Raw genomic sequence first — 25,017 nt, forward strand, 5'->3', positions numbered from 1 at the left:
CCCGGGTGCCGGCAAGGAGTCGCGAGCGGACCACCCGGCGCGGGGCCTGGGCGATCGCGCGCGGTCTAAAGCGTCCTGCCGCGCGTCTCGGGGATGACCACCGCGCCGATCAGGTAGATCAGGCCGATCACGCCGGTGAACACCGCCAGCACCGTCGGAATCTGCGCGGGCGTGGCGCTGGCCAGGGACACGAAGGTCGGCATGGTCCCGCCCAGGGCGAAGCCGATGTTCCAGCTCAGTCCAGTGCCGCTGGCGCGCAGATCGGTCGAGAAGCGCTCGTTGAGAAAGATCATGATCGGCGCGATCGCCGCGCCGCCGATCAGCGAGATCGCCACCGCGTACAGCAGCACCGTGTCGACCGAACCGGCCGCACCGCTCACGCCATGGAACAGCAGCGGCAGGCCGACCAGCGCGGCCAGGCCGGCGACGATGAAGCTCGGCTTGCGCCCGACCTTGTCGCTGAGCCAGCCGAAGAACAGCGCGCTGACGATCACCGCCACCGAGCCCCACATCAGGATGTGCGAACTCTCCCCGTGCGGCACCTTGGCCACCAGGTTGAGCAGGGTCGGCAGGTAGCCGGAGGTCAGGTAGTAGGTCGCACCGCCACCGAAGGTGATCAGCAGGTTGACCAGCATGACCTTGCGGTACTCGCGGCCGAACACGCGCCGCAGCGGCGAGACCTTCGGCGCGGCGGCGACCTTGCCGCTGGACTTGGCTTCCTGCAACTGCTTCCAGACCGGCGATTCCTCGAGGAACTTGAACATGATCAGGCCGAAGGCCGTGCTGATCAGCCCGGTGAAGAACATGAAGCGCCAGCCCCACTGGTCGAACTGCGCATCGGGGAAGATGCCCGACAGCACGAAGTAGGCGAAGGAGGCCATCAGCGCGCCGATGCCGGCGCCGGCGCCGCCGACCAGGCCGGATACCAGACCGCGATACCGCGGCGGGATCGACTCGGTGCCGATGGTGTGGGTGGAGGCGACGATGCCGCCGACGAACAGGCCCTGCACCACGCGTAGCACCAGGAACAGCACCGGCGCCAGGAGGCCGACCTGCTCGATGGTCGGCAGCACGCCGAAGGCCGCGGTGGCCAGGCCGACGCCGACCATCGCCACCATCAGCGCCAGCTTGCGGCCCTTGCGATCGGCATAGGCGCCGAACACGGCCGAGCCCAGCGGGCGCACCAGTAGCGCCACCGCGAACGAGGCATAGACCGCCGCCAGCGACAGCGTGGGCGTGTGCGAGGGGAAGAACAGCCGGCCCACGATCGGGGCGACGTAGAGCAGCAGGAACAGGTCGAACAGATCCAGCGCCCACCCGAAGGTGGAGGCGAAGGCCGCAAGCAGCACCTTGCGCGGTGGAATGGGCGCAGCCGCCCCCGTCGCCCCGCCTGGCGAGGTCGTGGTTCCGCTCATGTTTCCCCTCCTCGGAAATGGATGAACGTTGCTCGAGTTGTGGCCGTGCGCGGCGAAGCCGCGCCGGCGTCGCGCTTGGCGGCGATGGCCAGCCCGACGGGCGCACCCCGGAAGGGGCAACGGCCGCAGCCTCGCCCAGGAAGTCGATAATTCCAAATAATGAATTTAGATATGATCCATCAGATTTTCTGACCTCATCCCGGAGGGGGCGATGGACCTGCGACAGATCAATTACTTCCTGGCGCTGTACGAAGAAGGCAGCGTCACGCGCGCGGCGCAGCGCATGAACGTGGTCCAGCCCGCGCTGTCGATGCAGATCGCCAAGCTGGAGCGCGAGCTGGAGCAGAAGCTGTTCGAGCGCACCCCCAAGCGCATGGTGCCGACCGCCGCCGGCCGCACGCTGCACCGGCTGGTGACGCCGATCCAGCGCGATTTGGCCGCGGCGATGACGCATATGGCCAACCTGTCGGGCACCGTCTCCGGCGAGGTCTCCATCGGCGTGCTGTCCTCGGTCACGCGCAGCGTGATTCCCGGCGTGCTGATGGCCTACTCGGCCGACTATCCGGACGTGCGGATCTCCATCGCCGATGGCTATTCGCAGACCTTCATCGAATGGGTCAACGCCGGCCGCCTGGACGTGGCGGTGATCAACCGGCCGGCGCGCCGCCTGGGGCTGGAGATGATCCCGCTGCTGGAAGAAGAGATGGTCCTGGTCGGCGCGCGCGGCAACGCCCCGCCGAAGATCCGCTCGCTCGGCGACGTGGCCGCGCTGAAGCTGGTGCTGCCGTCCAAGCGCCACGGCCTGCGCGCCGAGCTGGAGCGCCACATGGCCGGGCTCACCGTCGAGCTGGAACCGCAGCTGGAGATCGACTCGACCGACTCCATCGCCGACCTGGTCGCGCGCAGCGACTGGTTCACCGTGCTGCCCAGCATCGCCGTGCACCGGCAGCTGCTGGATGGCTCGCTGGTGGGATATTCGATCGGCCGCTCGCGCATCACCCGCCATCTGGTCGTCATCCACCAGGCGCGGCATCCGCTGGGGCCGGCGGCGATGCTGCTGGTCGAGCGCCTGCGCGAGGCGCTGCACGAGACGCGCGAGGCGCTGGAGCCGATCCTTATCAGATCATCTGATAAAAAAAATAAAGACTGATTATTAGACTTGATGCCTAGCCCGCGCTAGCGTCGCCCTCGGGAGTGGCGCGCCGTCCGCGGGCGCGCCGCCGCCGAGCCTCGATTTCCTCCGGGCGCGGCGGTCGGGAGGCGCGGTGGGATGCAGCGCGCATCGGCGCGGCCGCGGGCCGGCGCCGTCCCGCGCGGGATGTCCCGCCACAGACGCGTCCGGATCGTCGTGCGCCATGCACCCAGGACGCTTCCGTGACCCGTTCCCCCGCCATGCACTGGATCGACGGCAAGGCCGTCGGCACCGCCTTCCTTCCCAGCCAGGACCCGGCCAACGGCCAGGCCCTCGGCCAGTACGCCGACGGCGGCGCGGCCGAGGCGCAGGCCGCCATCGACGCGGCCCGCCGCGCCTTCGACCACGGCGCCTGGGCCGCCTCGCCGCGCCTGCGCCAGCGCGTGCTGCTGGACTGGGCCGCCGCCCTGCAGGCAGGCGCCGATGAACTGGCCGAGCTGCTGACCCTCGAGAACGGCAAGGTCATCGCGCAGTCGCGCGGCGAGGTGGCCGGCGCGATCTCCGAGATCGAGTACTACGCCGGCCTGGCCCGCCACATTCCCGGCCATGTGCTGGAACCCGAGCCCGGCGTGCTGTCCACCGTGCTGCGCGAGCCGGCCGGCGTGGCCGGCATCATCGTGCCGTGGAATGCGCCGGCGGTGCTGCTGGTGCGCGCACTCGGCCCGGCGCTGGCCGCCGGCTGCACGGTGGTGGTCAAGCCCGCCGCGCAGACCACGCTGTTCAACGCCGCGATCCTGGCCCCGCTGCTGCAGCATCCGCAGCTGCCGGCCGGCGTGGTCAACGTTTTCAGCGAGGCCGGCAGCGCCGGCGCTTCGCTGCTGGCCACCTCGCACGCGGTGGACGTGATCTGCTTCACCGGCTCGACCGCGGTGGGCAAGACCATCATGCGCAACGCCGCCGACAGCATGAAGAAGCTCTCGCTGGAACTCGGCGGCAACTCGGCCTGCCTGGTGTTCCCCGACGCCGAGGTGAACGCGGTCGCGCCCAGGCTGGCCGCCGCCGCGACCATCCTCTCCGGCCAGCAGTGCACCGCGGCGCGGCGCGTGCTGGTGCACAAGAGCAGGCTCTCGGAGATGAAGCAGGCGCTGACCGGCGCGCTGGAGTCGCTGCGCCTGGGCCCCGGCATCGATCCGGCCTCGCAGATCGGCCCGCTGATCGACCGGCGCGCGCGCGATGGCGTCGCCGCCCAGGTCGCCCAGGCCTGCGAGCTCGCCGACCAGGTGCTGCTGCGCGGCGGCGTGCCCGACGGCGCGCTGGCCGAAGGCGCGTTCTTCAAGCCCGCGCTGGTGTATCACCGCGACAGCGGTGCCGACTTCGTCCAGGACGAGATCTTCGGCCCGTTCCTGGTGCTGGAGTCGTTCGAGGACGAGGCCGAGGCCATCGCGCGGGCCAACCACACCGTGTTCGGCCTGTCGGCCAGCGTGTGGACGCACGACGGCGCGCGCGCCCTGCGCGTGGCCCGCGCCCTGCGCAACGGCACGGTGTGGATCAACGAGCACAACCGGCTGCTGGCCGAAGTGGAGACCGGCGGCTATCGCCAGAGCGGCCTGGGCCGTCTGCACGGCTACGACGCGCTGGCCGATTTCACCGAACTCAAGCACATCTACCAGGCGCCGGGCGTGGCCGGCGCCACGCCGTGATGGCCGACTCTGGAGACCAGCCGATGCGTGCAGACCCGCAGCAGAACCCGCCGCTCATCGTCGGCATCTCCGGCGCCAGCGGCGTGATCTATGGCGTGCGCCTGCTGGAGATGCTCAAGGCGCTGCGGATCCCCGCGCACCTGGTGATGTCCAAGTCCGCAGAGATCACCATCGCCCACGAGACCGACCTGAAGATCGCCGAGGTCAAGGCGCTGGCCACGCAGGTCCATGCGCACCAGGACATCGCCGCCTCGATCTCCTCCGGCTCGTTCCGCACGCGCGGCATGATCGTCGCGCCGTGCTCGATGCGCTCGATGTCCGAGATCGCCACCGGCGTGACCTCCAGCCTGCTCACGCGCGCCGCCGACGTGGTGCTGAAGGAGCGCCGTCGCCTGGTGCTGATGGTGCGCGAGACGCCGCTACATACCGGCCACCTGCGCAGCATGACCCAGCTCTCGGAGATGGGCGCGATCATCGCCCCGCCGGTGCCGGCGTTCTATGCGCGCCCCGAGTCGATCGATGCGATGGTCGACCATACGGTGGGGCGGGTGCTGGATCTGTTCGAGATCGAGACGGGGACGGTGAAGCGGTGGCGGCAGGGCGTGGATGCGGAGGCGGGGCAGTAGGTTTGCGGCGAGCGCTGCTGAGTGGGTGAGGCGGCGAGCGTCCGTTGACGCGCCGGCAAAGGCGAAGAGCGAAGTCCCTGGGTTCCCGCGTTCGCGGGAATGACGCGCTGGGGGTTCTGCTTCGGCTTTGGACGTTGGTGCGGCTCACACCGCCTTGCGCATGCCGTCCGCGATCTTCTCGGCGATCATGATGGTCGGAATGTTGGTGTTGGCCGACGGCAGGCGCGGCATCACCGAGGCGTCGGCGACGTAGAGGTTGTCCACGCCGATCACCTTGCCGGCCGGATCCACGACCGCGCTCGGATCGTCCGCGCGGCCCATGCGGCAGGTGCCGCTGGCGTGCCACACGCCGAACACGTTGGCGCGCACGAAGGCTTCCAGCCGCGCATCGTCGCCCAGCACCGACGCCAGCGAACGCCCGCCGTTCATCACCCGGCGCAGCACCCGCTGGCGCAGCGACGCCGGCACGTCCAGCAGCGCGCCCAGCAACCCGGTCAGCAGCGCGTTGCGGCGCGTGACCGCGCTGAGCTGCTTGATCGCCGGCGTGAAGCCGGCCGGGAACAGATCGTCGATGTCCGGATTGAGCGCCTCGCACACGGCCAGCCGCACCAGCTGGCGCACGCCGTGCATCATCCGTCGCAGATCGGCCGGCGCGGAGAGCAGGTTGAGATCGACCTTCGGATAGTCGTCGGACGAGGCCGAGACCAGCTGCACGCGCCCCTGCGAGTGCGGCTGGTTGCACCACAGGAAGAACAGGCTCAGGCGCTGGCCCAGCGCATGCCAGCCGGCGCGCGCCGAGGCGGTGAGGTACATGTCCGATGCGCTGCCGCCTTCGATGCCCGAGCTGTAGCGCATGGCCACGAAGCTGGCGCGGCGATAGCTCGGCGGCAGGCGCAGCGCGCGCGGCAGGTACTGGCACAGCGTCAGCGCCGGATGATCGTGCAGGTTGCGGCCCACGCCGGGGCGATTGGCGATGACCTGGATCCCGAGCGCCGCCAGCGCCTGGCCATCGCCGACGCCCGCACGCATCAGCAGCGCCGGCGACTGCAGCGCGCCGGCGGTGAGGCTGACGCGCCCGGCGTAGACCAACTCGCGCACGCCGTCTCGCTCCAGCTCGACACCGACCACGCGGCGGCCTTCGAACTTCAGCCCGACCACGCGTGTGTTGGCGCGAATCGCCAGGTTGCGGCGCGCACGCACGCTCGCGTCGAGATAGCCCGTCGCGCTGGACACGCGCCGGTCGTGCTCGTTGGAGAACGCCGGTGGGAACAGCCCATCCTCGAAGTCCCCATTCTGGTCCAGCCGCATGGAAAGGCCGCTGGCGGACAGCGCCTGCGTCACCGCGGTCGCATAGGGCGGGAATGCCTGTGGCCTGATGCGGCGGATCGGAATCGGCCCGTCGCGGCCGTGCAGCGGGCCGTCGCAGTCGAGGTCGCGCTCAAGCTTGCGGAAGTACGGCAGCACGCCGTCCCAGTCCCAGCCCTCGGCCCCCAGCGCGGCCCAGGCGTCGTAATCGCGCGGCAATCCGCGATTGGCCGCCTGCACGTTGATCGACGAGCCGCCGCCCATCACCCGGCCCTGCTCGTAGGCGCGCGACAGCACGCGGCCATCCGCAGCGCGCGTGGTCGAGGCCGACAGCCCGGGCCAGATGTAGCGCTCGCCATGGAACAGCGCCATCGGATAGCTGTCCAGCAACGCCTCGTGCACCTGGCCCGGTGGCGTGTCGATGCCGGCCTCGACCAGCAGCACGCGCCGGGCGGGATGGGTCGAGAGCCGGTTGGCCAGCACGCAGCCGGCCGATCCGCCGCCTACGATCACCTCGTCGAACACTTGCGTCATCGCACTACCCTACGCGGCCCACCGCAACCGGCGCTGGCCAGGAAGAAGATCGACGCGCGCCGCACCCGCGTGGTGGCGCGGGGCACAGCGCGCCTGCGCCGTTGCCCGCGATCAGCGGCCCTGGAAGTTCGGCTTGCGCTTGGCGTGGAAGGCCTCCACGCCTTCGCGGAAGTCGTCCGAGCTGCGCAGGCGGCTGTAGCAATGGCCTTCCAGCTCGATCGCGATGGACAGCGAGGCGTCCTCGGTATCGTTGAGCAGTTTCTTGGCGGTGCGCTGGGCCAGCGGCGAGAAGCCGATCAGCTCCTTGACCAGCGCGTCGGTGGCCGCTTCCAGCTCGCCGTCGGCGACCAGCTCGGTGGCGATGCCCCAGTCGTAGGCCTGCTGCGCCTTGATGCGCTTGGAGCGCATGACGATGTCCTTGGTGCGGGTGATGCCGACGATCTTCTGCAGGCGCGCCGAGCCGCCCGAGCCCGGGATCTGGCCGAGCTTCTGTTCCGGCAGCGCGTACTCGACCGTCTCGGAGACGATGCGGAAATCGCAGGCCAGCGAGATCTCGAAACCCACCCCGAACGTGTAGCCGCGGTTGGCGGCGATGACCGGCTTGCTGGCGCGCGCCGGGGCGGCGATGTTCCAGGCCAGATGCGAGACATGCTCCGGCGAGGCCTCCAGGAAGCCCATGATGTAGCCGCCGGAGGAGAAGTGCTCGCCCTCGGCACGCAGCACGATCACGCGCACGCGCGCATCGGCGTCGAGCCGCTCGAACGCCAGGCGCAGCGCGTCGCGCTGGTCCATGCTGATGGTGTTGAACGGCGCGCGGTCCAGCACGATGTCGCCGCGCTGGGCGTCGGCGTCGACTTCGATGCGGAAGCCGTCGAGGGTTTCGATGGTCTTGGACATGGGGTTCTGCCTTGTGGGTAGGGGAAAGAAGAGGCTTCAAGGGGCCAGGGCGTATTCGCCGGCGGTGAGCTTGCGGCGCAGCAGCTTGCCGACCGGCGATTTGGGAATGTCCTGCACGAACACGAAGTCGCGCGGGCGCTTGAAGTTGGCCAGCTTGGAATCGCGGCACCAGGCGTCGAGCTCTTCCCGGGTGACCGGCGCATTGGCCTTGATGAAGGCGGTGACCACGCTGCCCCAGCGCTCGTCCGGCAGGCCGACCACGGCCACCTCATCGACCTTGGGATGCAGCGAGAGATGGCTCTCGATCTCCACCGGCGAGACGTTCTCGCCGCCGGAGATGATCATGTCGTCGACGCGGCCGGTGACGAACAGATCGCCCTCCTCGTCCACATAGCCGGTGTCGCCGGTGAAGTACCAGCCGTTGCGCAGCGCCTTGGCGTCTGCGTCCGGGCGGCGCCAGTAGCCTTCGAAGGCCTCGTCGCCGGCCAGCAGCGCGACGATCTGGCCTTCCTCGTTGACCGCGGCGCGCTCCTCGCCCGTGCTCGCCTCCAGCTTGACCACGCGGACCATCTGGTTGATGCCCGAGCGTCCGGCGCTGCCGGGCTTGCCGGCCGCGTCGTCCTCGATGGTGAAGGTGTAGACCTCCGAGGACCCATAGTGGTTGACGAACAGGTCCGGCCTGAACGCCTCATCGAGCTTCCTGAGCAGGCCATCGGTCATCGACGCGCCGGCATAGCCGAGCTTGCGCACCGAGGACACATCCGTCCCGGCGAAGTCCGGGTGATGGACCACGTCGTGGTACAGCGTCGGCACCAGATAGAGGTTGTCGATCTTCTCCTGGGCGATCAGGGCCAGCGCGCGGGCCGCGTCGAACTTGGGCAGGCAGACGAATACGCCGTTGATGATCGAGCTGGCCAGCAGCGAGCGCACGCCCATCGTGTGGTATAGCGGCATCACCCCCAAGGTGCGCTCGCCGTTGCCGTAGAGATTCTGCGCGACATGGGCGATGGCCGCGGCGCGCTCGGCGCGGTGGCGGCGCGGCACGCCCTTGGGCTTGGAGGTGGTGCCCGAGGTGTAGAGCATCAGCGACCAGTCATCGGCCGTGGCGCGCGGCGTGGCCGGCGGCGCGTCCAGGGCCAGCCAGCTGGCGAAGCGCTGCGCGCCGGGACGCTCGATGTCCAGGGTCACGTGCAGCACGGACTCGTCCAGGCCGGCGGCGGCGATCGACTTGGAGGGCGCGTCCTCGTACACGATCACGCGCGCCTCGGCGTCGTGCACGCAGAAGCCCACGTCCTCGGCGGTGGCGCGCCAGTTGAGCGGGGTCAGGATCACGCCGGCGAACTGGCAGGCCCAGTGCAGCGTGGCCGCTTCCCAGCGGTTGCGCAGCACGCTGACCACATGGTCGCCGTGGCGCACGCCGGCGGCGTCCAGCGCCGCGACGACCGAGGAGATGGCCCGGTACCAGGCCGCATAGGTCAGGCGCGTGTCGCCATCGACGATGGCCAGGGCCTTGGGGTCGCGTTCGACGCTGGCCAGGAAACTGGTGCCGAGATCAAGCATGTGCGCGTTCCTCTTTCAACAGCCGCTGCGCGTGCAGGGCGGCCTTGATGATGGTTGCGTAGCCGGTGCACCGGCACAGATGGCCGGAGAGCATCTCCCTGAGTTCGTCCTCGCTGGCGTCGGGCGATGCGCGCAGGAAGCCGTCCAGCGACATCAGGATCCCGGGCGTGCAGAAGCCGCACTGCAGGCCGTGGTGCGCGCGGAAGGCCTCCTGCAGCACGCCCAGCGTGTGGCCGCCGTCGGGCGAGAGCCCTTCCACGGTCTGCACCTGCGCACCGTCGCTCTGCACGGCCAGCGCCAGGCACGAGCGCGCCGGCACGCCGTCGATCAGCACGGTGCAGGCGCCGCAGACGCCGTGTTCGCAGCCCACATGGGTGCCGGTGGCGCCCAGCTCGTGGCGAAGGAAGTCGGACAACAGCATGCGCGGCTCGGCCTGCCCCTCGACCCGGCGGCCGTTGAGCGTGAGGCTGACGGTGTGGCGCAGGCTGGCGATCAGTTTCGGCATCGCAGGGCCTCCTCGATGGTCTCGCGGCCCAGGCGGCGCACCAGCGCACGGCGATAGCGCGCCGTGGCGTGCAGATCGTCGCGGGCGTCCAGGTCCCAGGCGTACTGGTTGAGGGCGTCGTCGAAATCCGACGCGCCCGGCAGCGGCAGCTCGCGCACGGTGGGGACGTCGGCCACCCCGCCCACGCCAAGGCGCACGGAATGTTCGGTGGCGACCGCGGCGCAGGCGACGATGGCGAAGTCGCCGTGCCGGCGGCCCACTTCGCCGAAGGCATAGCCGGTGCCCGGCTGCGCGGCGGGAAAGGTCACCGACTCGATCAGCTCGGTATCGCCGCGTGCGGTGGCCATCATGCCGACGAAGAACTCCGAGGCCGGGATCGAACGCGCCTTCCTGCGCTGGCGCAGCTGCAGCGTGCCGCCCAGGGTGAGCAGGCACAGCGGCTGCTCGGCGCTGGGGTCGGCATGGGCGATCGAGCCGACCACGGTGCCGCGGTTGCGTGTCTGCGCATGGCCGACCCAGGGCAGCGCCCTGGCCAGCAGCGGCAGGCGCGGATCGCGTGCGCTCCATTCCAGCAGCGCCGCCTGGCGCACGCCGGCGCCGATGCGGATGCCGGCCTCGGTGGCCTCGATCCTGGCCAGCGATTCGACATGCATGACATCCACCAGCAGCGCCGGCTTAGCCAGGCGCATGCTCAGCATCGGCACCAGCGACTGGCCGCCGGCGATGATGCGCGCCTGATCGCCGTGCTCGTGCAGCTGCGCCAGCACCTCCTCGCGCGATTCGGCGCGGAGATAGTCGAACGGCGCCGGCTTCACAGACCCACTCCAAACCTGCGCAGCACGCGCTTGAACCATCCGGCGATACCGCCCTTGCCGCCGCCGGCCTTCGCGGCCAAGCCGTCGAACAGCTGGCCGATCACCACCTTGGCCGCGCCGTCCAGCAGGCGCCCGCCGATGGAGGCGACCTTGCCGCCGATGACCACTTCGTAGCGGTAATGGATCTCGGTGTGGCCCGGCGATGGTTCCTTCAGGGTCACCGCGCCGCTGCCGTTGCCGAAGCCCAGCGCACCGGTGGTGGTGCCCTTGAGCGTGAGCGATTCGGGCTCGTCGAGATCGTGCAGGCCGACCTTGGCCTTGTAGCGGCCCTTGACCGGGCCGATGCCGAGCGTGACATCGGCGGTGAACTCGGTCGGCGAAGGTCGTTCGATGCCGTGCGCGCCGGGGATCACCGAGGCCAGCGTGTCCGGATCCAGCAGCATGTTCCACACCTGCTGACGCGACGCGGCAACCCTGGCCAAGCCCTCGCCGGTGAGCTTGCGCTCGCCCGGCTTGGCCGGCGGCGCGGCCTTTTTGGCCAGCGGCCGCGAGGGCGGGGCCTCCTCCCCGTGCAGATGCAGCGCCAGGCGCGCGGGCAGCAGCGGCAGTTCGACATCGGCGATCGACAGCGCGTCGGCCACTGCATTGGCCAGGCATACCGGCGTGGACATGCAGTTGCCCTCGCCAACGCCCTTGGCGCCGAGCGGCGTGAAGGGCGACGGCGTCTCGTGATGCAGGATCAGCGGCGGGACCACTTCCATCGCGGTCGGCACCAGGTAGTCGGCGAAGGTGCCGGACAGGAAGCTGCCGTCGGCGCCGTAGCTGTGCTCCTCGTACAGCGCCGCGCCCAGCGCATGCGCGTAGCCGCCGTTGACCTGGCCTTCGACCATTCCCGGATGCAGGATGCGGCCGCAGTCGTGCATGGTCACGTACTTGTCGATGCGCACCTGTGCGGTGTCGCGGTCGATCTCCACGCCGCAGAAGTCGAAGATGAAGCCGTGGCACAGCGAGCTGTTGACGCCGTCCTGCGCATCGGGCGCGGTGAGCTGCGGCGGCGTCCAGAACGCGGTCTCGCGGATCGCATGGTCCACCTCGTCCGGCAGGGTCCCCGGCGCCCAATGGCTGGACGAGGCCACGCGCGCGAAGGGCAGCGGCCTTGCATCGCTGCCCTTGTGCCGCAGCGTGCCCTCGACCAATTCGATCTGCTGCCACGCGCAGCCGAGCTGGGCGGCGGCGATCCTGGCCAGCTTCTCGCGCAGGCGCATGGCGGCGATATGCGCGGCGCCAGCGACGGCGGCGGCGAAGCGGCTGGAATAGTTGCCCGAGGCGATCGACCAGGCATCGCGCGCGGTGTCCATCTCGGTCACCACGCGGATCTCGCGCGGGGTCAGGCCGAAGGCATCGGCCACCACCTGCGCAAGCACCGTGCGATGGCCCTGCCCCTGCGGCACCGAGGCCACGTGCACACTGACCGAGCCGACCGCGTCGATCTGAATGGTCGCCGTGGCCTGCGCGCCGTTCTTCGGCCCGGCCTTGGCGCGCTGCTCGGGCGTGAGCACCGCAGTGATGTAGCCCATGTTGGACACGCTGGGCTCGACCGCGGCGGTGAAGCCGATGCCGTAGTGGCGGCCTTCGGCGCGCGCGGCATCGCGCCGTGCGATCAACTCGGCCAGGCCGCCCTCCTCGACGGCGCGGTCCACCGCGGTGCGGTAGTCGCCCGAATCCAGCAGCGCCCCGGTGGCGGTGCGATACGGGAACGCCTCGGCCGGCACCAGGTTGCGGCGGATGACCTCGAGCGGATCGAGGCCGAGTTCGATGGCGATGCGCTGCATCAGCCGTTCCAAAGCGAAGTACACCTGCGGACCGCCGAAGCCGCGGTTCAGGCCGGTTGGCATCTTGTTGGTCAGCACCACGCGGTTGCGGATGGACACGTGCGCGATCGCGTAGGCACCGGTCATGTTGCCGTGCATGCGGTACAGGGTGGCCGGCTCCGGCGCACGCAGGTGCGCGCCGCAGTCCTCCAGCTGGTCCCAGGCCAGCGCGCGCACGCGGCCATCGGCGTCGACCGCCGCCGTCAGCGTCGTGTCGCGGTTGGTCGCGCAGACCGAGGCGGACAGATGCTCGAGCCGGTCCTCGACCCACTTCACCGGACACTGGGCCACGCGCGCGGCAGCGGCGATCAGCACGATGTAGGGAAAGATGCCCTGCTTGATGCCATAGCTACCGCCCGACTCGGGCGGCGTGCGCAGGCGCAGGCGGTTGCCCGGCACCTTCAGCGCCCGCGAGATCACCGCATGGATGCTGAAAGGGCCCTGGAAGTTGGCCATCACGTCGTAGCCGTCGATGCCCGGGTCGTACTCGGCCAGCACGCCATAGCATTCGATCGGCGTGCAGCTGTTGCGCGGATAGCGCACCTCCACCGACACGCGATGGGCGGCCTGTGCGAAGGCGGTCTCAGGATCGCCGTAGCGGAAGGACCGCTCGCTGGCGATATTGCCGCCCAGGCCCTCGTGCAGCACCGGCGCATCGGGTGCGATGGCCAGCTGCGGATCGACCACCGCGTCCAGCGCCTCGTACTCGACCTCGATCAGCTCCATCGCGTCTTCGGCCAGGTAGCGGTCGCGCGCCACCACGACCGCGACCGGCTCGCCGACGTAACGCACGCGGTCGGTGGCGATGGGCCAGCATTCGATCGGCGCCTTGACGCCGACCACCAGGCTGGTGGTCAGCCGCTGGATGTCAGCCCCGGTCAGCACCGCGCAGACGCCCGGCAGGGCCCGCGCCTTGTCGGCATCCACGTGCAGCACGCGCGCATGGCCATGCGGCGAGCGCAGGATCGCCGCATGCTGGGTGCGCGGCGGCGTGCCGAGATCGTCGAAGTAGCGGCCGCGCCCGCTCAGCAGGGCGGCATCTTCCACGCGCGGCAGGGAACGGCCGGTCCACTGGCCGGGCGCCAGCGTTTCGTCGTGCGAGCGGGTGTCGGCTTGCGTCATCGTGTTCCGTGTTCCAGCTTCACGCCCGCCGCCACCCGGCCCTTGCCGCGGAAGGGATGGCTGAGCGCCATGACCACCAGGGGAATCGCCAGGGCGACATAGGCGTTGTCGATGCCGAACGGATTGCCGGCCAGGTACCAGCCGATGGTCACGAACAGCGACAGCAGGATGCTGGCCAGCGCACCGCGCGGCGAACCGAAGCGCGGCGCATAGAAGGCGATCAGCAGCAGCACGGCCAGCGTGGCGCGCAGCGACTTGGCCAGGAAGGTGACGTTGAGCACCTCCGTGGAGGCCACCGCCAGCGGGATCGGGATCAGCCCGACCACGATCGTGGCGATGCGCACGAAGCGCAGCGCGCTGACCTCATCGGTCTTGTCGCGCTGGAAGAACCGCGCGTAGAAATCCTTGTAGATCAGCGTGGCCGTGCCCATGCTCAGCGCCGAGATGGTGCCGAACAGCGATCCGGCCAGGCCCGCCACCACCAGGCCAGCCATGAAGTCGTTCATCGACGCGACCAGGGTCGGGAAGGCCTGCAGCGCATTGATGTTGGGAAACAGCAGCACGCAGCACATGCCGACGATCGCCGCGGCGATGCCGAAGGGCACGATCAGCAGGGCCGAGTAGAAGCTGGCCGCGCGCGCGCGCCGGCCGTCGGGCACGGTCGCGATCGCCTGCACCACGTACTGGGTGGCCAGCACCGCGCCGACGCCGGCCACCATCCACGCGCCGATCTGGCCCCAGCCCACGCCGGTCAGGCTGAACATGCTGGCCGGCAGCCGCGCGTGCAGCTGCTCGTAGCCGCCGATCTTGGACAGGGCATAGCCCAGCGCGATGGCGATGCCTAGGTACTTGACCATCGCGTGCAGCACGTTGGTGTAGATGACCGAGCGCATGCCGCCCAGGCTGACGTACAGCACCCCGATCACGCCGACGATCACGATCGCCAGGGTGCGGTCGATCTTGAGCAGCCCGGCCAGCACCGCCCCGCCGCTGGTGTAGACCGAGATCGCGACGATCTGCAGGGCGAAGATCATGATCACCGAGGTCGCAAAGCGCACCGGCTCCCCGTATGTGCGCGCCATCGCGCCGGAGATGGTGTTTTCCTGCATGTCCTTGAAGCGCCGGGCCATCAGGAAGGCGAACAGGACGAAGCCCACGCCGAGCGCGGCCAGGTTCCAGGCCGAGGAAATGCCCTGCTTGTAAGCCACCTGCGCGGTGCCTACGCTGGCGGTGGTGCCGATGAATTCGCTCATCAGCAGGAAGCCGATGAGGATCGCCGGAAAGTTGCTGCCGCCGCTGGTGAAACTGTGCGCGGTCTTGGCATAGCGTCGGGCCCAGAAACTGATCGCGGCCAGCGCCAGCATGTAGCCGCCGACGATGGCGATGAGGGTGAGGTTCATGCGCGCACGTCCTGCCGGGTGGCCGGGCGCGGCGCGAGTTGCCGGTGCTGCTTGTTCATCGACCTGCCCCTCCCAGGGCGCGTGGTGACGCTGCGGATCGTGTGGATGGTGGTAAGCGAAGACATCGGATCAGGAGCTGGCCGCGCGGCCTCCTGCGCGGGCTTCTTCGGGCGTGCGCACGCCGGCCTGGGCCAGCGCGATCCTGAATTCCTCCTGGAACAGCGCGGCCACATGCGCCGCGCCGGCCGGACCGGCCGCGCCATGGCCCCACAGGAAGGCGCGGCCGGCGAGCGCGGCGTGGGCACCGCAGCGCAGCGCGCGCAGCACATCGACGCCATGGCGCAGGCCACCGTCGACCAGCACCGTGGCGTGCTGGCCGACGCGTTCGACGATCGCCGGCAAGGCCTCCAGCGCCGCCGGCGCCGCATCGAACTGGCGCCCGCCATGGTTGGACACCAGCACGCCGTCCGCGCCGATCGACAGCGCGGTCTGCGCATCGTCCGGATGCAGCACGCCCTTGACCACCAGCGCGTGCGGCCATGCATCGCGGATGCGCACCAGCGCATCCCAGGTCATCGGCCCGGCCATCTGCTGGAACACATAGCTCGCCAGCTGCCGGGTGCTGGGCGCGTCGCCCGCATAGGGAATGAAGTTGCCGAAGCGCGGCTGGCCGTGGCGCAGCAGGTCCAGCGCCCAGCGCGGTGCGCGCAGCACGTCCAGCACGGTGCGCGGGCGCGGCTTGAACGGCACCACCAGGCCGTTGCGCACATCGCCCGAACGCTTGGCGCGGACCGGCACGTCCAGCGTCACCACCAGCACCCTGGCGCCCGCGCGCGCCGCGCGCCGGGCCAGGTCGAGCGAGACGCGGTGGTCGTCCGCGGGTACGGCGTAGAGCTGGAACCAGAACACGTCCGGCGCGAGCTGGCCGATGCGCTCGATGGTCGCGTTGCCCACCGAGGAATACACATACGGCACCCGCGCCGCCTGCGCCGCCGCGGCCAGCGCCTCGTCGGCACCGGCGCGCAGCAGGCCGGCCAGGCCCATCGGCGCCACGCCCAGCGGCATGGCGTAGCGCTGCCCGAACAAACTCACGCCGGTGTCGACCTGGCGCACGTCCAGCCCGTAGCGCGGCACGATCTGGCACGCGTCCAGCGCGGCGCGGTTGCGGCGCAGGCACACATCGTCGCCCAGGCCATTGGCGACGAAGTCACGCGCGAAGCGCGGCGCACGCCGGCCCGCGGCGCGCTCCAGGTCGTCGATGGTGGGATAGCGACGACGCAGCGCGGCGGCCGCGCCGCTCAGGCCGCCAGTGCCCCAGCCATGTGCCGGGGCCGCGTTCGCTTCGCGCACCGGGGACGACATCGCGATGGCCTGCTCAGTACTCACAGATCACGTTGACCAGCGCCTGGCGGCCGCCACGGACCGCGGCCACCGCCTGCGCCAGGGCCGTCGGCAGATCGTCGGCGTGCTCCACGCGCAGGCCCAGGCCGCCACTGGCTTCCACGGCATGCTCGAAGCGCGGCGAAGGCGAGAGTTCGGCCAGCATGCGGTGCGCGTCGCCCGCGGCGTGGCCATCGCGGTACATCGCCTTGGTCGAGTTGCGCACCGCGCCGTACAGCGCGTTGTTGAAGATCACCGTGAGCACCGGCAGCGCATGCGCCTCGCTGACCCAGTGGCAGGCGGTGGGATTGGCGAACATGTAGGCGCCATCGCCCAGCGTGGCCACCACCAGCCTGTCCGGCGCGGCCAGCTTGGCCCCCAGCGCCGCGCCCAGGCCCCAGCCCAGGCCGCCGGCGGGGCTCAGGCCGAAGTAGGTATTGGGCCGGGTCTGCGAGCACTGCGGCTGGCGCAGCGGGTACTCGTTGACGATGATCGCGTCCTCGCCGACGGCCTCGGCGATGCAGGCGCTGATCCATTCCGGTGTGATCGCGCCCGCGGGGTTCGCCGCGGCCTGCCGCCACTGCGCGCGCAGCGCGGCGGTGCGTTCGACGCAGGCCTCGGTGCGCGCCTGCACCACCTGCGGGTCGATGCCACCGGCGTCGTGCAGGGCCTGGGTCAGGGCCTGCAGCAGGACTGCGGTGGTTCCCGACAGGGCCAGATCGGTGCGGAAGCTGCGCATCGGGTAGCGCACATAGGCCGGATCCTCGCCCAGATGCGCGACCCGGCAATCGGCGGGCGGCTTCTGCACCGCGGGCACCCACGGCACATCGCAGTCCAGCGCCAGGATCAGATCGGCCTGGGCCACCAGCGGCGCCGGGTCGTAGCCGGCGAACAGCGGATGCTCAGCGGAGATGTTCTGGAAGCGCGGGTGGAACACCGCCACCGGGATGCCGAAGCGCTCGGCGAACGTGGACAGCGCGGCGAAGCCGGCCTCGGTGCGACCGGCGCTGGCGGTCACGATCAGCGGACGCTGCGCCTGGCGCAGCCAGCCGGCCAGCGTGGCGATGTCGTCCGGATCGGGCCGCGGGGCGGCCGGCGGCTTCAGCGGCTGCGGTGCGACCGCATGCGCGCCGACCGCTTCGGCCAGCACGTCGCGCGGCAGGGTCACATAGGTCGGGCCGCGCGGCGAGGTCATCGCCACCTGCAGCGCGCGCTGCACGATCTCGCCGGCCTGCTCGGGCAGATGCAGTTCGTAGTCCCACTTGACCGCTTCGCGGATCATGCCGGCCTGGTCGAACATCTCCTGCGCCCAGTGGATGTAGCGCGTGCGCGTGCCGTGGCGGCCGCGTTCGGAATACGGCGAACGCCCGGCGAACAGCAGCACCGGGGTCTGGTCGCGGCTGGCATCGAGCGCGGCATTGATGGTGTTGGCCGTGCCGACATTGACGTGGACCATCACCGCCTGCGGCTGGCCGTCGATCATGTAGCTGCCGTGCGCCATGGCCACGGCGACGTTCTCGTGCGGGATGACCATCGGCCTCGGGCTGGGCGTGCCATCCAGGGCCGCACGGGCGAAGGCCTCGGCGATCGGCGGGAAGTCGGTGCCGCCGTTGGCGAAGAAATAGCGCACGCCGACCCTGGCCAGGGCCTGGACGAACAGGTCGGCAGCACTGTCGACGCGCGACCGTGCCTCCGCTTTCGCGGTTCCGTCGGACATCACACCCTCCCGGTGTCGACGCACGCCTGGTGCGTCTGTGGTCGTGCCCCTGCCGGTCGCGAGCGGATCGCGGCCTGGGGCGAGTGCGACCGACTCTACAAAGCGCAGCTCAATCAGAACAAGTAATGATTAATTATTGAATTCATCATCATGCGTGATGCCCATCCTGGGCTACCGATGCGTTGCGTGCCGTGACCGCGCGCAGGCAGGACGGGATGCGCCAAGGCAGCGCCCTTCTTGCTCTGCAGCAGGCGGCCCGCGCTGCGCCGGCCGACCGGACGAGGATCTCTCTTACGCGGCCACGCTGGTGCTTCCGCGCCAATCGCTGGGCTGCGTCCGCTCTGACGCGTCTTTCGAGCGCCGCTCTGCGCGACCATGCGCCGCCACGCGCCCACGGCCGAGCCGGCGAAAGACGACCACTGCCGTGCAGGGAACGACGTCTCCGGGCTTCCTCCATCGACCCCTCAGCCGCCCACCGGGCTGCCGAACGCATGGCCGCCGAGGCCGCGCCGCCCCTGCTGGCACCACGCGTCCTTTCCCTTCGGCCCGTTACACTCCCCGCCCCCCAAATCTTCTTAAGGACTCCCGCCCATGGCGCTACCCGCATTCAAGGCCTACGACATCCGCGGCCGCGTGCCCGACGAGCTGGACGAGGACCTGGCCCGCCGCATCGGCGTGGCGCTGGCCGACATGCTGGACGCCGGGCCGGTGGTGCTGGGCCATGACGTGCGCCTGACCAGCGCCGGGCTGCAGGACGCGCTGTCCGCGGGCCTGCGAGCCAAGGGCCGCGAGGTGATCGACATCGGCCTGTGCGGCACCGAGGAGGTCTATTTCCAGACCGATCACCTCAAGGCAGCCGGCGGCGTGATGGTCACGGCCAGCCACAACCCGATGGACTACAACGGCATGAAGCTGGTGCGCGAGCAGGCCCGCCCGATCAGTTCGGACACCGGCCTGTTCGACATCCGCGACAAGGCCGAGGCCGACACCGCGCCGGCCACCGCGCCGACCGCCAAGGAAGAACACCGCGCGGACAAGTCGGCCTACATCCAGCACCTGCTGAGCTACATCAAGCCCGACGCGCTCAAGCCGCTCAAGGTGGTGGTGAACGCCGGCAACGGCGGCGCCGGCGCCATCGTCGACCTGCTCGCCCCGCACCTGCCGCTCGAGTTCATCCGCATCCATCACGAGCCCGACGGCCACTTCCCCAACGGCATCCCCAACCCGCTGCTGCCGGAGAACCGCGCCGCCACCGCCGATGCGGTCAAGCAGCACGGCGCCGACTTCGGCATCGCCTGGGACGGCGACTTCGACCGCTGCTTCTTCTTCGACGAGCACGGCCAGTTCATCGAGGGCTATTACCTGGTCGGCCTGCTGGCCCAGGCGATCCTGAAGAAGCAGCCCGGCGGCAAGATCGTCCACGACCCGCGCCTGACCTGGAACACCGTCGAGATGGTCGAGGCCGCCGGCGGCGTGCCGGTGCTGTGCAAGAGCGGCCACGCCTTCATCAAGGAGAAGATGCGCACCGAGAACGCCGTGTACGGCGGCGAGATGAGCGCGCACCACTACTTCCGCGAATTCGCCTACGCCGACTCGGGCATGATCCCTTGGCTGCTGATCGCCGAGCTGGTGTCCACCTCGGGCCGCTCGCTGGGCGACTGGGTCGCCGATCGCGTGGCCAAGTTCCCGTGCAGCGGCGAGATCAACTTCAAGGTCAGCGACGCCAAGGCCGCCGTGCAGCGCGTCATGGACCACTACGCCGACCTCAAGCCGCAGCTGGACTACACCGACGGCACCAGCGCCGACTTCGGCGACTGGCGTGTCAACATCCGCAGCTCCAACACCGAGCCGCTGCTGCGCCTGAACGTGGAAACCCGCGGCGACGCGGCGCTGCTGAAGCAGAAGACCGACGAGATTTCGGCGCTGCTGCAGGGGTGAAAACTCGGGAGTGAGAAGTGAGCGGCATGCGCTACTCACTTCTCACTCTGCTGCGCCGATCGTTGCCCTAGTTGTCGCCGAACAGGTCGCGCGTATAGACCTTGTCGGCGACATCGTTCAACGCGGGCGCCATGCGGTTGCTGATGATCACGTCGGCCTCGCGCTTGAACGCGTCCAGATCGTTGACCACGCGCGAGCGGAAGAACTCCGCCTCGCTCAGCGTGGGCTCGTACACGATCACCTCCACGCCCTTGGCCTTGAGCCGCTTCATGACGCCCTGGATGCTGGAGGCGCGGAAGTTGTCCGAGCCGGCCTTCATGATCAGGCGGTAGATGCCGACCACGCGCGGCTTGCGCTTGAGCACGTCGGCGGCGATGAAGTCCTTGCGCGTGGTGTTGGAATCGACGATGGCGCGGATCAGGTTCTGCGGCACGCTCTGGTAGTTAGCCAGCAGCTGCTTGGTGTCCTTGGGCAGGCAATAGCCGCCGTAGCCGAAGGACGGGTTGTTGTAGTGCGAGCCGATGCGCGGGTCCAGGCAGATGCCTTCGATGATCTGCCGGCTGTCCAGGCCATGGGTCACCGCATAGGTGTCCAGCTCGTTGAAGTAGGACACGCGCATGGCCAGGTAGGTGTTGGCGAACAGCTTGATCGCCTCGGCCTCGGTCGGCTCGGTGAACAGCACCGGCACGTCCTGCTTCAGCGCACCTTCCTTGAGCAGGCCGGCGAACACCTCCGCGCGCGGCGAACGCTCGCCGACGATGATGCGCGAGGGATACAGGTTGTCGTACAGCGCCTTGCCCTCGCGCAGGAACTCCGGCGAGAACAGGATGTTGTCCGTCCCGAACTGCTGGCGCACCTTCTCGGTATAGCCCACCGGCACGGTCGACTTGATCACCATGGTCGCGGCCGGGTTGATCTTCAGCACCTGGGCGATCACCGCCTCGATCGAGCGGGTGTTGAAGTAATTGGTGTCCGGATCGTAGTCGGTCGGCGTGGCGATGATGACGAACTGCGCGTCGGCATAGGCCTCGACCGGATCCAGCGTTGCCTTGAAGTTCAGGCCGCCCTGCGCCAGCGCGGCCTCCAGTTCGGCATCGACGATGGGCGAGCGGCCCTGATTGATCAGCTCGACCTTGGACGGCACGATGTCCAGCGCCACCACCTCATGGTGCCGCGCCAGCAGCACGCCATTGGACAGGCCAACATAGCCGGTACCGGCCACCGCAATCTTCATGAATCGCAACCTCGTGGGGGATGGAAGCGAGCCTACGATACGGCACGGCGCCATAACCGCCGATGGCTTGGCCAGACGAGCACGATCTGCGTGCGAAGGCCGCCGCGCAAAGCGCAACAGCCGTCACGAAAGCCTTACCTCAGTTCGGCCACCACGCTGTCGAGCGCGGTTTCCCACGCCGGCAGGTCGATACCGAAGTCGCGTCGCAGCGTCGTCGTGTCCAGGCAGGAATAGGCCGGACGCCGCGCCGGGGTCGGATATTCGGACGTCGGGATCGCCACCACCTGCGGAGCGCGCGGCAGCAGGCCGGCCGCCACGGCGCGGGCGAAGATGGCCTCGGCGAACCCATGCCAGCTGGTCTGGCCCGCCGTGGTCAGATGCCAGGTGCCGGAGGCTTTCGTTCCCTGTCGCAGTACCTGCGCGGTGACGTCGGCGATCAGCGCCGCCGAGGTGGGCGTGCCGATCTGGTCGGCCACCACCCGCAGCTCATCGCGCTGCGCGCCGACGCGCAGCATGGTCAGGAGGAAGTTCTTGCCATGCGAGGCGTAGACCCATGCCGTGCGGAAGATCAGATGCTGGCCGCCGGCCGCGCGGACCGCCTCTTCTCCCGCCAGCTTGCTGGCGCCATACACGCCTAGCGGCGCGGTCGGCGCATCGACGGCGTAAGGCGCGGTGCCCTGACCATCGAACACGTAGTCGGTCGAGTAGTGCACCAGCGGCACGCCATGCTCGGCGCACCAGCGCGCCAGGGCGCCAGGCGACTCCGCATTGGCGCGAAATGCCGCATCGCGATCCTCTTCCGCCTTGTCCACCGCGGTGTACGCCGCGGCATTGACCACGACGGTAGGCGCGAGGCGATCCAGCAGCGCCGGCAGACTCTCGGGCCGATCGAAATCGGCGACTTCGCATGCCGCACCGTCTTCCAGCGTGCCGCTGCGCGTAGTGCAGACCACCTCGCCCAGCGGCGCCAGCGCGCGGCGCAGCTCCCGGCCGACCTGACCGTTGGCGCCCAGCAGCAGGAGCGTCACGGCGTGTAGACCGGCAGGCGCGCCTGCGGCACCTCAGCCAGCAGCGAGGCGGCCGCGTCCTTGTCGGACAGGTTCGGCGAGCCGATCGGCCAGTCGATGCCGATGGCCGGATCGTCCCAGCGCACGCCCGCGTCGGCGGTCTTGTCGTAGACGTTGGTGCACATGTAGCTGAAGAGCGCGCGCTCGGACAGCACCGCAAAACCGTGCGCGAAGCCTTCGGGGATCCAGAACTGGCGCTTGTTCTGCGCGCTCAGCACCACGGCGGCCCAGCGACCGAAGGTGGGCGAACCGAGGCGGACGTCGACGGCCACATCGTAGACCTCGCCTTCCAGCACGCTGACCAGCTTGCCCTGCGGATTGGGCCACTGGTAATGCAGGCCGCGCAGCACGCCCTTGGACGAGGACGAGACATTGCTCTGCACGAAACGATCGGGCAGGCCGAGCTCGCCGTAGCGCGCGGCGTTCCAGGTCTCCATGAAGAAGCCGCGCTCGTCGCCGAAGACGGCCGGCTCGATGATGGTGCAGCCTGGAAGCGACGTCTCGATCAGCTTCAAACCACTTCTCCTCGGGCAGCCAGCGCGTGCAGGTAACGGCCGTAGTCGTTCTTGAGCAACGGCGCCGCCAGACGCTCCAGCTGCGCGGCGTCGATCCAGCCGTTCCCGAACGCGATCTCCTCCGGGCAGCAGACCTGCAGGCCCTGCCGTTGCTGGATGGTCTCGATGAAGTTGGAAGCCTCGTGCAAGGACTTGTGCGTGCCGGTGTCCAGCCAGGCGTAGCCGCGGCCCAGCGCTTCCAGATGCAGCTGCCCGGCCTCGAGATAGCGGCGGTTGAGATCGGTAATCTCCAGCTCGCCACGGGGCGAGGGCTTCAGCGACGCCGCATGCTCGGGCGCATGGCCGTCATAGAAGTACAGCCCCGTCACCGCGTAATGGGAGCGCGGCTTGGCCGGCTTCTCCTCGATGTCGATCACCTTGCCGCTGGCATCGAACTCGGCCACGCCGTAGCGCTCCGGGTCATTGACCCAATAGCCGAACGCCGTCGCACCCTCACGGCGCGCATCCGCGCGCTGGAGCGTCTCGGTCAGGCCGTGGCCGTGGAAGATGTTGTCTCCCAGCACCAGGCAGCTCGGCTTGCCGTCCACGAAGTCACGACCGATCGTGTAGGCCTGGGCCAGGCCATCGGGACTGGGCTGGATGGCGTACTGGATCTCCATGCCCCACTGCGAGCCATCGCCCAGCAGCTGCCGGAACAGCGCCTGCTCGTGCGGGGTGTTGATGACCAGCACTTCCCGGATGCCCGCCAGCATCAGCACGCTCAGCGGGTAGTAGATCATGGGTTTGTCGTACACCGGCAGCAGCTGCTTGCTGACGCCCTTGGTGATCGGATACAGCCGCGTGCCCGAGCCGCCGGCGAGGATGATGCCGCGACGCGCATCCTTCGCAACGGACCTCGCATCCATGCGCGGACTTCTCAGTGAAGTGGTCATTGCACACCTCCGATGCGCTCGAGCCGGTAGCTGCCGTCGAGCACGCCGTTGACCCAGTCCTGATTGGCCAGGTACCAGTCCACCGTCTGCGCGATGCCTTGCTCGAAGGTGTGGCGGGGTTCCCAGCCCAGCTCGTTCTTCAGCTTCGAGGCGTCGATCGCGTAGCGGCGATCATGGCCCGGTCGATCCGTGACATGGGTGATCTGGCTGCTGCGCGGCTGGCCGTCCTCGCGCGGTCGGCGCTGATCCAGCAGCGCGCAGATGGCCTTGACGACCTCGATGTTCTGCTTTTCCGAGTTGCCGCCGACGTTATAGGTCTCGCCCACGCGTCCCTTGGCCAGGACCGTCCGGATCGCCTCGCAGTGATCGGACACGAACAGCCAGTCGCGCACCTGCTTGCCATCGCCGTACACCGGCAGCGGCTCGCCGGCCAGCGCCTTGGTGATCACCAGGGGGATGAGCTTCTCGGGGAAGTGATACGGGCCGTAGTTGTTGGAGCAGTTGGTGGTCAGCACCGGCAGCCCATAGGTATGGTGGAACGCACGCACCAAGTGGTCGGAGGCCGCCTTGGACGCCGAATAGGGCGAGTTGGGCGCATACGGCGTTTCTTCCGTGAACTTGCCGGTCTCGCCCAGCGTGCCGTAGACCTCGTCGGTGGACACATGCAGGAAACGGAACGCCTCGGCGCGCGCGGCCGGCAGGCACTTCCAGTAGTCCCGCACGGCTTCCAGCAGACCGAGCGTACCGACCACATTGGTCTGGATGAACGCGCCGGGTCCATCAATGGAGCGGTCGACATGACTCTCAGCCGCGAAGTTCAGCACGGCGTCGGGCTGATGCTCCGCCAGCAGCGCAGACACCAGCGCGCCATCGCCGATATCGCCGCGGACGAATACGTGGCCCGGGTTGCCCTCCAGCGAGGCCAGGGTCCGGAGATTGCCGGCATAGGTCAGCGCGTCGAGGTTGACCACCTTGACGCCTCTGGCGACTGCCTCGAGGACGAAGTTCCCGCCGATGAAACCAGCTCCTCCGGTGACCAACCACGTCTGTCCCACTGATGTCTCCTGATCATGCATGAGGGCCACCTTTGGCGGCAGCGCGAAAGGATAGAGCGTGTCGGGCATGCTCCGTGAACAGGACGGTCATCGAGACCGGACTTCGGCGCCTGGGAACCATACGCTGTCGCACGGTCACGCCCACCCGGCTAGAAGCCCCGCGCCAGCTAGCGGCCGCCTGGAGGACAGTTCACAAGGGGTTAGCGCGCCAGAGTTGGCTGCCTTGGCACCGAGCGCCACCGCGTCAAAGATGAAGCTCGTACAGATAAAGCCAGCGCGACCCGTGACCAATCAAGT

19 protein-coding genes are annotated in these 25,017 nt (G+C 69.3%); 4 read left to right on the forward strand and 15 right to left on the reverse strand.

Annotation, left to right across the window (positions count from 1 at the left end; genetic code table 11):
- Positions 1-65: 65 nt before the first annotated feature.
- Positions 66-1,415 carry an MFS transporter gene (locus tag WFQ05_RS14185; protein ID WP_337054283.1) on the reverse strand — a complete coding sequence of 450 codons (1,350 nt, stop codon included), beginning with the start codon at positions 1,413-1,415 and terminating at the stop codon, positions 66-68.
- 211 nt (positions 1,416-1,626) lie between these two features.
- Here WFQ05_RS14185 and WFQ05_RS14190 point away from each other — a divergent pair, with 211 nt between their 5' ends.
- The 3 genes from WFQ05_RS14190 to WFQ05_RS14200 all read left to right on the forward strand — a co-directional run bounded on the left by WFQ05_RS14190 (position 1,627) and on the right by WFQ05_RS14200 (position 4,873).
- The gene (locus WFQ05_RS14190) at positions 1,627-2,565 is read left to right on the forward strand and encodes a LysR family transcriptional regulator (protein ID WP_130523109.1); all 939 of its coding nucleotides are present in this window, start codon (positions 1,627-1,629) and stop codon (positions 2,563-2,565) included.
- A gap of 224 nt (positions 2,566-2,789) precedes the next feature.
- A complete protein-coding gene (locus WFQ05_RS14195) occupies positions 2,790-4,247 on the forward strand; it encodes an aldehyde dehydrogenase family protein (protein ID WP_337054284.1) in 1,458 nt (485 codons plus the stop codon).
- A gap of 23 nt (positions 4,248-4,270) precedes the next feature.
- Entirely contained in the window at positions 4,271-4,873 is a 603-nt protein-coding gene (locus tag WFQ05_RS14200) for a UbiX family flavin prenyltransferase (protein WP_130523108.1), read from the forward strand.
- 144 nt (positions 4,874-5,017) lie between these two features.
- Here WFQ05_RS14200 and WFQ05_RS14205 read toward each other — a convergent pair whose 3' ends face one another.
- The 9 genes from WFQ05_RS14205 to WFQ05_RS14245 all read right to left on the reverse strand — a co-directional run bounded on the left by WFQ05_RS14205 (position 5,018) and on the right by WFQ05_RS14245 (position 17,979).
- Positions 5,018-6,712: a GMC oxidoreductase gene (locus WFQ05_RS14205; protein ID WP_337054285.1), complete on the reverse strand. Its 1,695-nt coding sequence runs from the start codon at positions 6,710-6,712 to the stop codon at positions 5,018-5,020.
- Between the two features lie 111 nt (positions 6,713-6,823).
- The gene (locus WFQ05_RS14210) at positions 6,824-7,609 is read right to left on the reverse strand and encodes an enoyl-CoA hydratase-related protein (protein WP_130523106.1); all 786 of its coding nucleotides are present in this window, start codon (positions 7,607-7,609) and stop codon (positions 6,824-6,826) included.
- A gap of 36 nt (positions 7,610-7,645) precedes the next feature.
- Positions 7,646-9,169 (reverse strand): AMP-binding protein, encoded by a 1,524-nt coding sequence (locus tag WFQ05_RS14215; protein WP_130533899.1) that lies wholly within the window; start codon positions 9,167-9,169, stop codon positions 7,646-7,648.
- Positions 9,162-9,674 (reverse strand): (2Fe-2S)-binding protein, encoded by a 513-nt coding sequence (locus WFQ05_RS14220; protein ID WP_337054286.1) that lies wholly within the window; start codon positions 9,672-9,674, stop codon positions 9,162-9,164. The genes WFQ05_RS14215 and WFQ05_RS14220 overlap by 8 nt, the downstream gene beginning before the upstream one ends.
- The gene (locus WFQ05_RS14225; protein WP_130523103.1) at positions 9,662-10,489 is read right to left on the reverse strand and encodes an FAD binding domain-containing protein; all 828 of its coding nucleotides are present in this window, start codon (positions 10,487-10,489) and stop codon (positions 9,662-9,664) included. Before WFQ05_RS14225 ends, WFQ05_RS14220 begins: the two co-directional genes overlap by 13 nt.
- On the reverse strand, positions 10,486-13,482 hold the full coding sequence (locus tag WFQ05_RS14230; RefSeq protein WP_337054287.1) for a molybdopterin cofactor-binding domain-containing protein: 2,997 nt from the start codon (positions 13,480-13,482) through the stop codon (positions 10,486-10,488). Before WFQ05_RS14230 ends, WFQ05_RS14225 begins: the two co-directional genes overlap by 4 nt.
- On the reverse strand, positions 13,479-14,882 hold the full coding sequence (locus WFQ05_RS14235; protein ID WP_337054288.1) for a sodium:solute symporter family protein: 1,404 nt from the start codon (positions 14,880-14,882) through the stop codon (positions 13,479-13,481). Before WFQ05_RS14235 ends, WFQ05_RS14230 begins: the two co-directional genes overlap by 4 nt.
- A gap of 129 nt (positions 14,883-15,011) precedes the next feature.
- Positions 15,012-16,244: an alpha-hydroxy acid oxidase gene (locus WFQ05_RS14240; RefSeq protein WP_337054289.1), complete on the reverse strand. Its 1,233-nt coding sequence runs from the start codon at positions 16,242-16,244 to the stop codon at positions 15,012-15,014.
- Between the two features lie 13 nt (positions 16,245-16,257).
- Positions 16,258-17,979 carry a thiamine pyrophosphate-requiring protein gene (locus tag WFQ05_RS14245; protein ID WP_337054290.1) on the reverse strand — a complete coding sequence of 574 codons (1,722 nt, stop codon included), beginning with the start codon at positions 17,977-17,979 and terminating at the stop codon, positions 16,258-16,260.
- 591 nt (positions 17,980-18,570) lie between these two features.
- Here WFQ05_RS14245 and WFQ05_RS14250 point away from each other — a divergent pair.
- Positions 18,571-19,917: a phosphomannomutase gene (locus WFQ05_RS14250; RefSeq protein ID WP_337054291.1), complete on the forward strand. Its 1,347-nt coding sequence runs from the start codon at positions 18,571-18,573 to the stop codon at positions 19,915-19,917.
- A gap of 67 nt (positions 19,918-19,984) precedes the next feature.
- Here the strand turns inward: WFQ05_RS14250 and WFQ05_RS14255 are convergent, their stop codons facing one another.
- The 5 genes from WFQ05_RS14255 to rfbB form a co-directional block, all read right to left on the reverse strand.
- Positions 19,985-21,151 (reverse strand): nucleotide sugar dehydrogenase, encoded by a 1,167-nt coding sequence (locus WFQ05_RS14255; protein WP_337054292.1) that lies wholly within the window; start codon positions 21,149-21,151, stop codon positions 19,985-19,987.
- A 134-nt stretch (positions 21,152-21,285) separates the two neighbouring features.
- Positions 21,286-22,179 carry a dTDP-4-dehydrorhamnose reductase gene (rfbD, locus tag WFQ05_RS14260; RefSeq protein WP_337054293.1) on the reverse strand — a complete coding sequence of 298 codons (894 nt, stop codon included), beginning with the start codon at positions 22,177-22,179 and terminating at the stop codon, positions 21,286-21,288.
- A complete protein-coding gene (gene rfbC / locus WFQ05_RS14265) occupies positions 22,176-22,733 on the reverse strand; it encodes a dTDP-4-dehydrorhamnose 3,5-epimerase (protein WP_337054294.1) in 558 nt (185 codons plus the stop codon). Before rfbC ends, rfbD begins: the two co-directional genes overlap by 4 nt.
- Positions 22,730-23,638, reverse strand: coding sequence for a glucose-1-phosphate thymidylyltransferase RfbA (gene rfbA / locus WFQ05_RS14270; protein ID WP_337054295.1), 909 nt, complete (start codon positions 23,636-23,638; stop codon positions 22,730-22,732). Before rfbA ends, rfbC begins: the two co-directional genes overlap by 4 nt.
- Before the next feature lie 23 nt (positions 23,639-23,661).
- Positions 23,662-24,741 carry a dTDP-glucose 4,6-dehydratase gene (rfbB, locus tag WFQ05_RS14275; protein WP_337054315.1) on the reverse strand — a complete coding sequence of 360 codons (1,080 nt, stop codon included), beginning with the start codon at positions 24,739-24,741 and terminating at the stop codon, positions 23,662-23,664.
- Between the last annotated feature and the right edge of the window lie 276 nt (positions 24,742-25,017).

Origin of the sequence: Pseudoxanthomonas sp. USHLN014 (genome assembly GCF_037153335.1) — a bacterium.
Lineage (GTDB): Bacteria > Pseudomonadota > Gammaproteobacteria > Xanthomonadales > Xanthomonadaceae > Pseudoxanthomonas_A > Pseudoxanthomonas_A winnipegensis.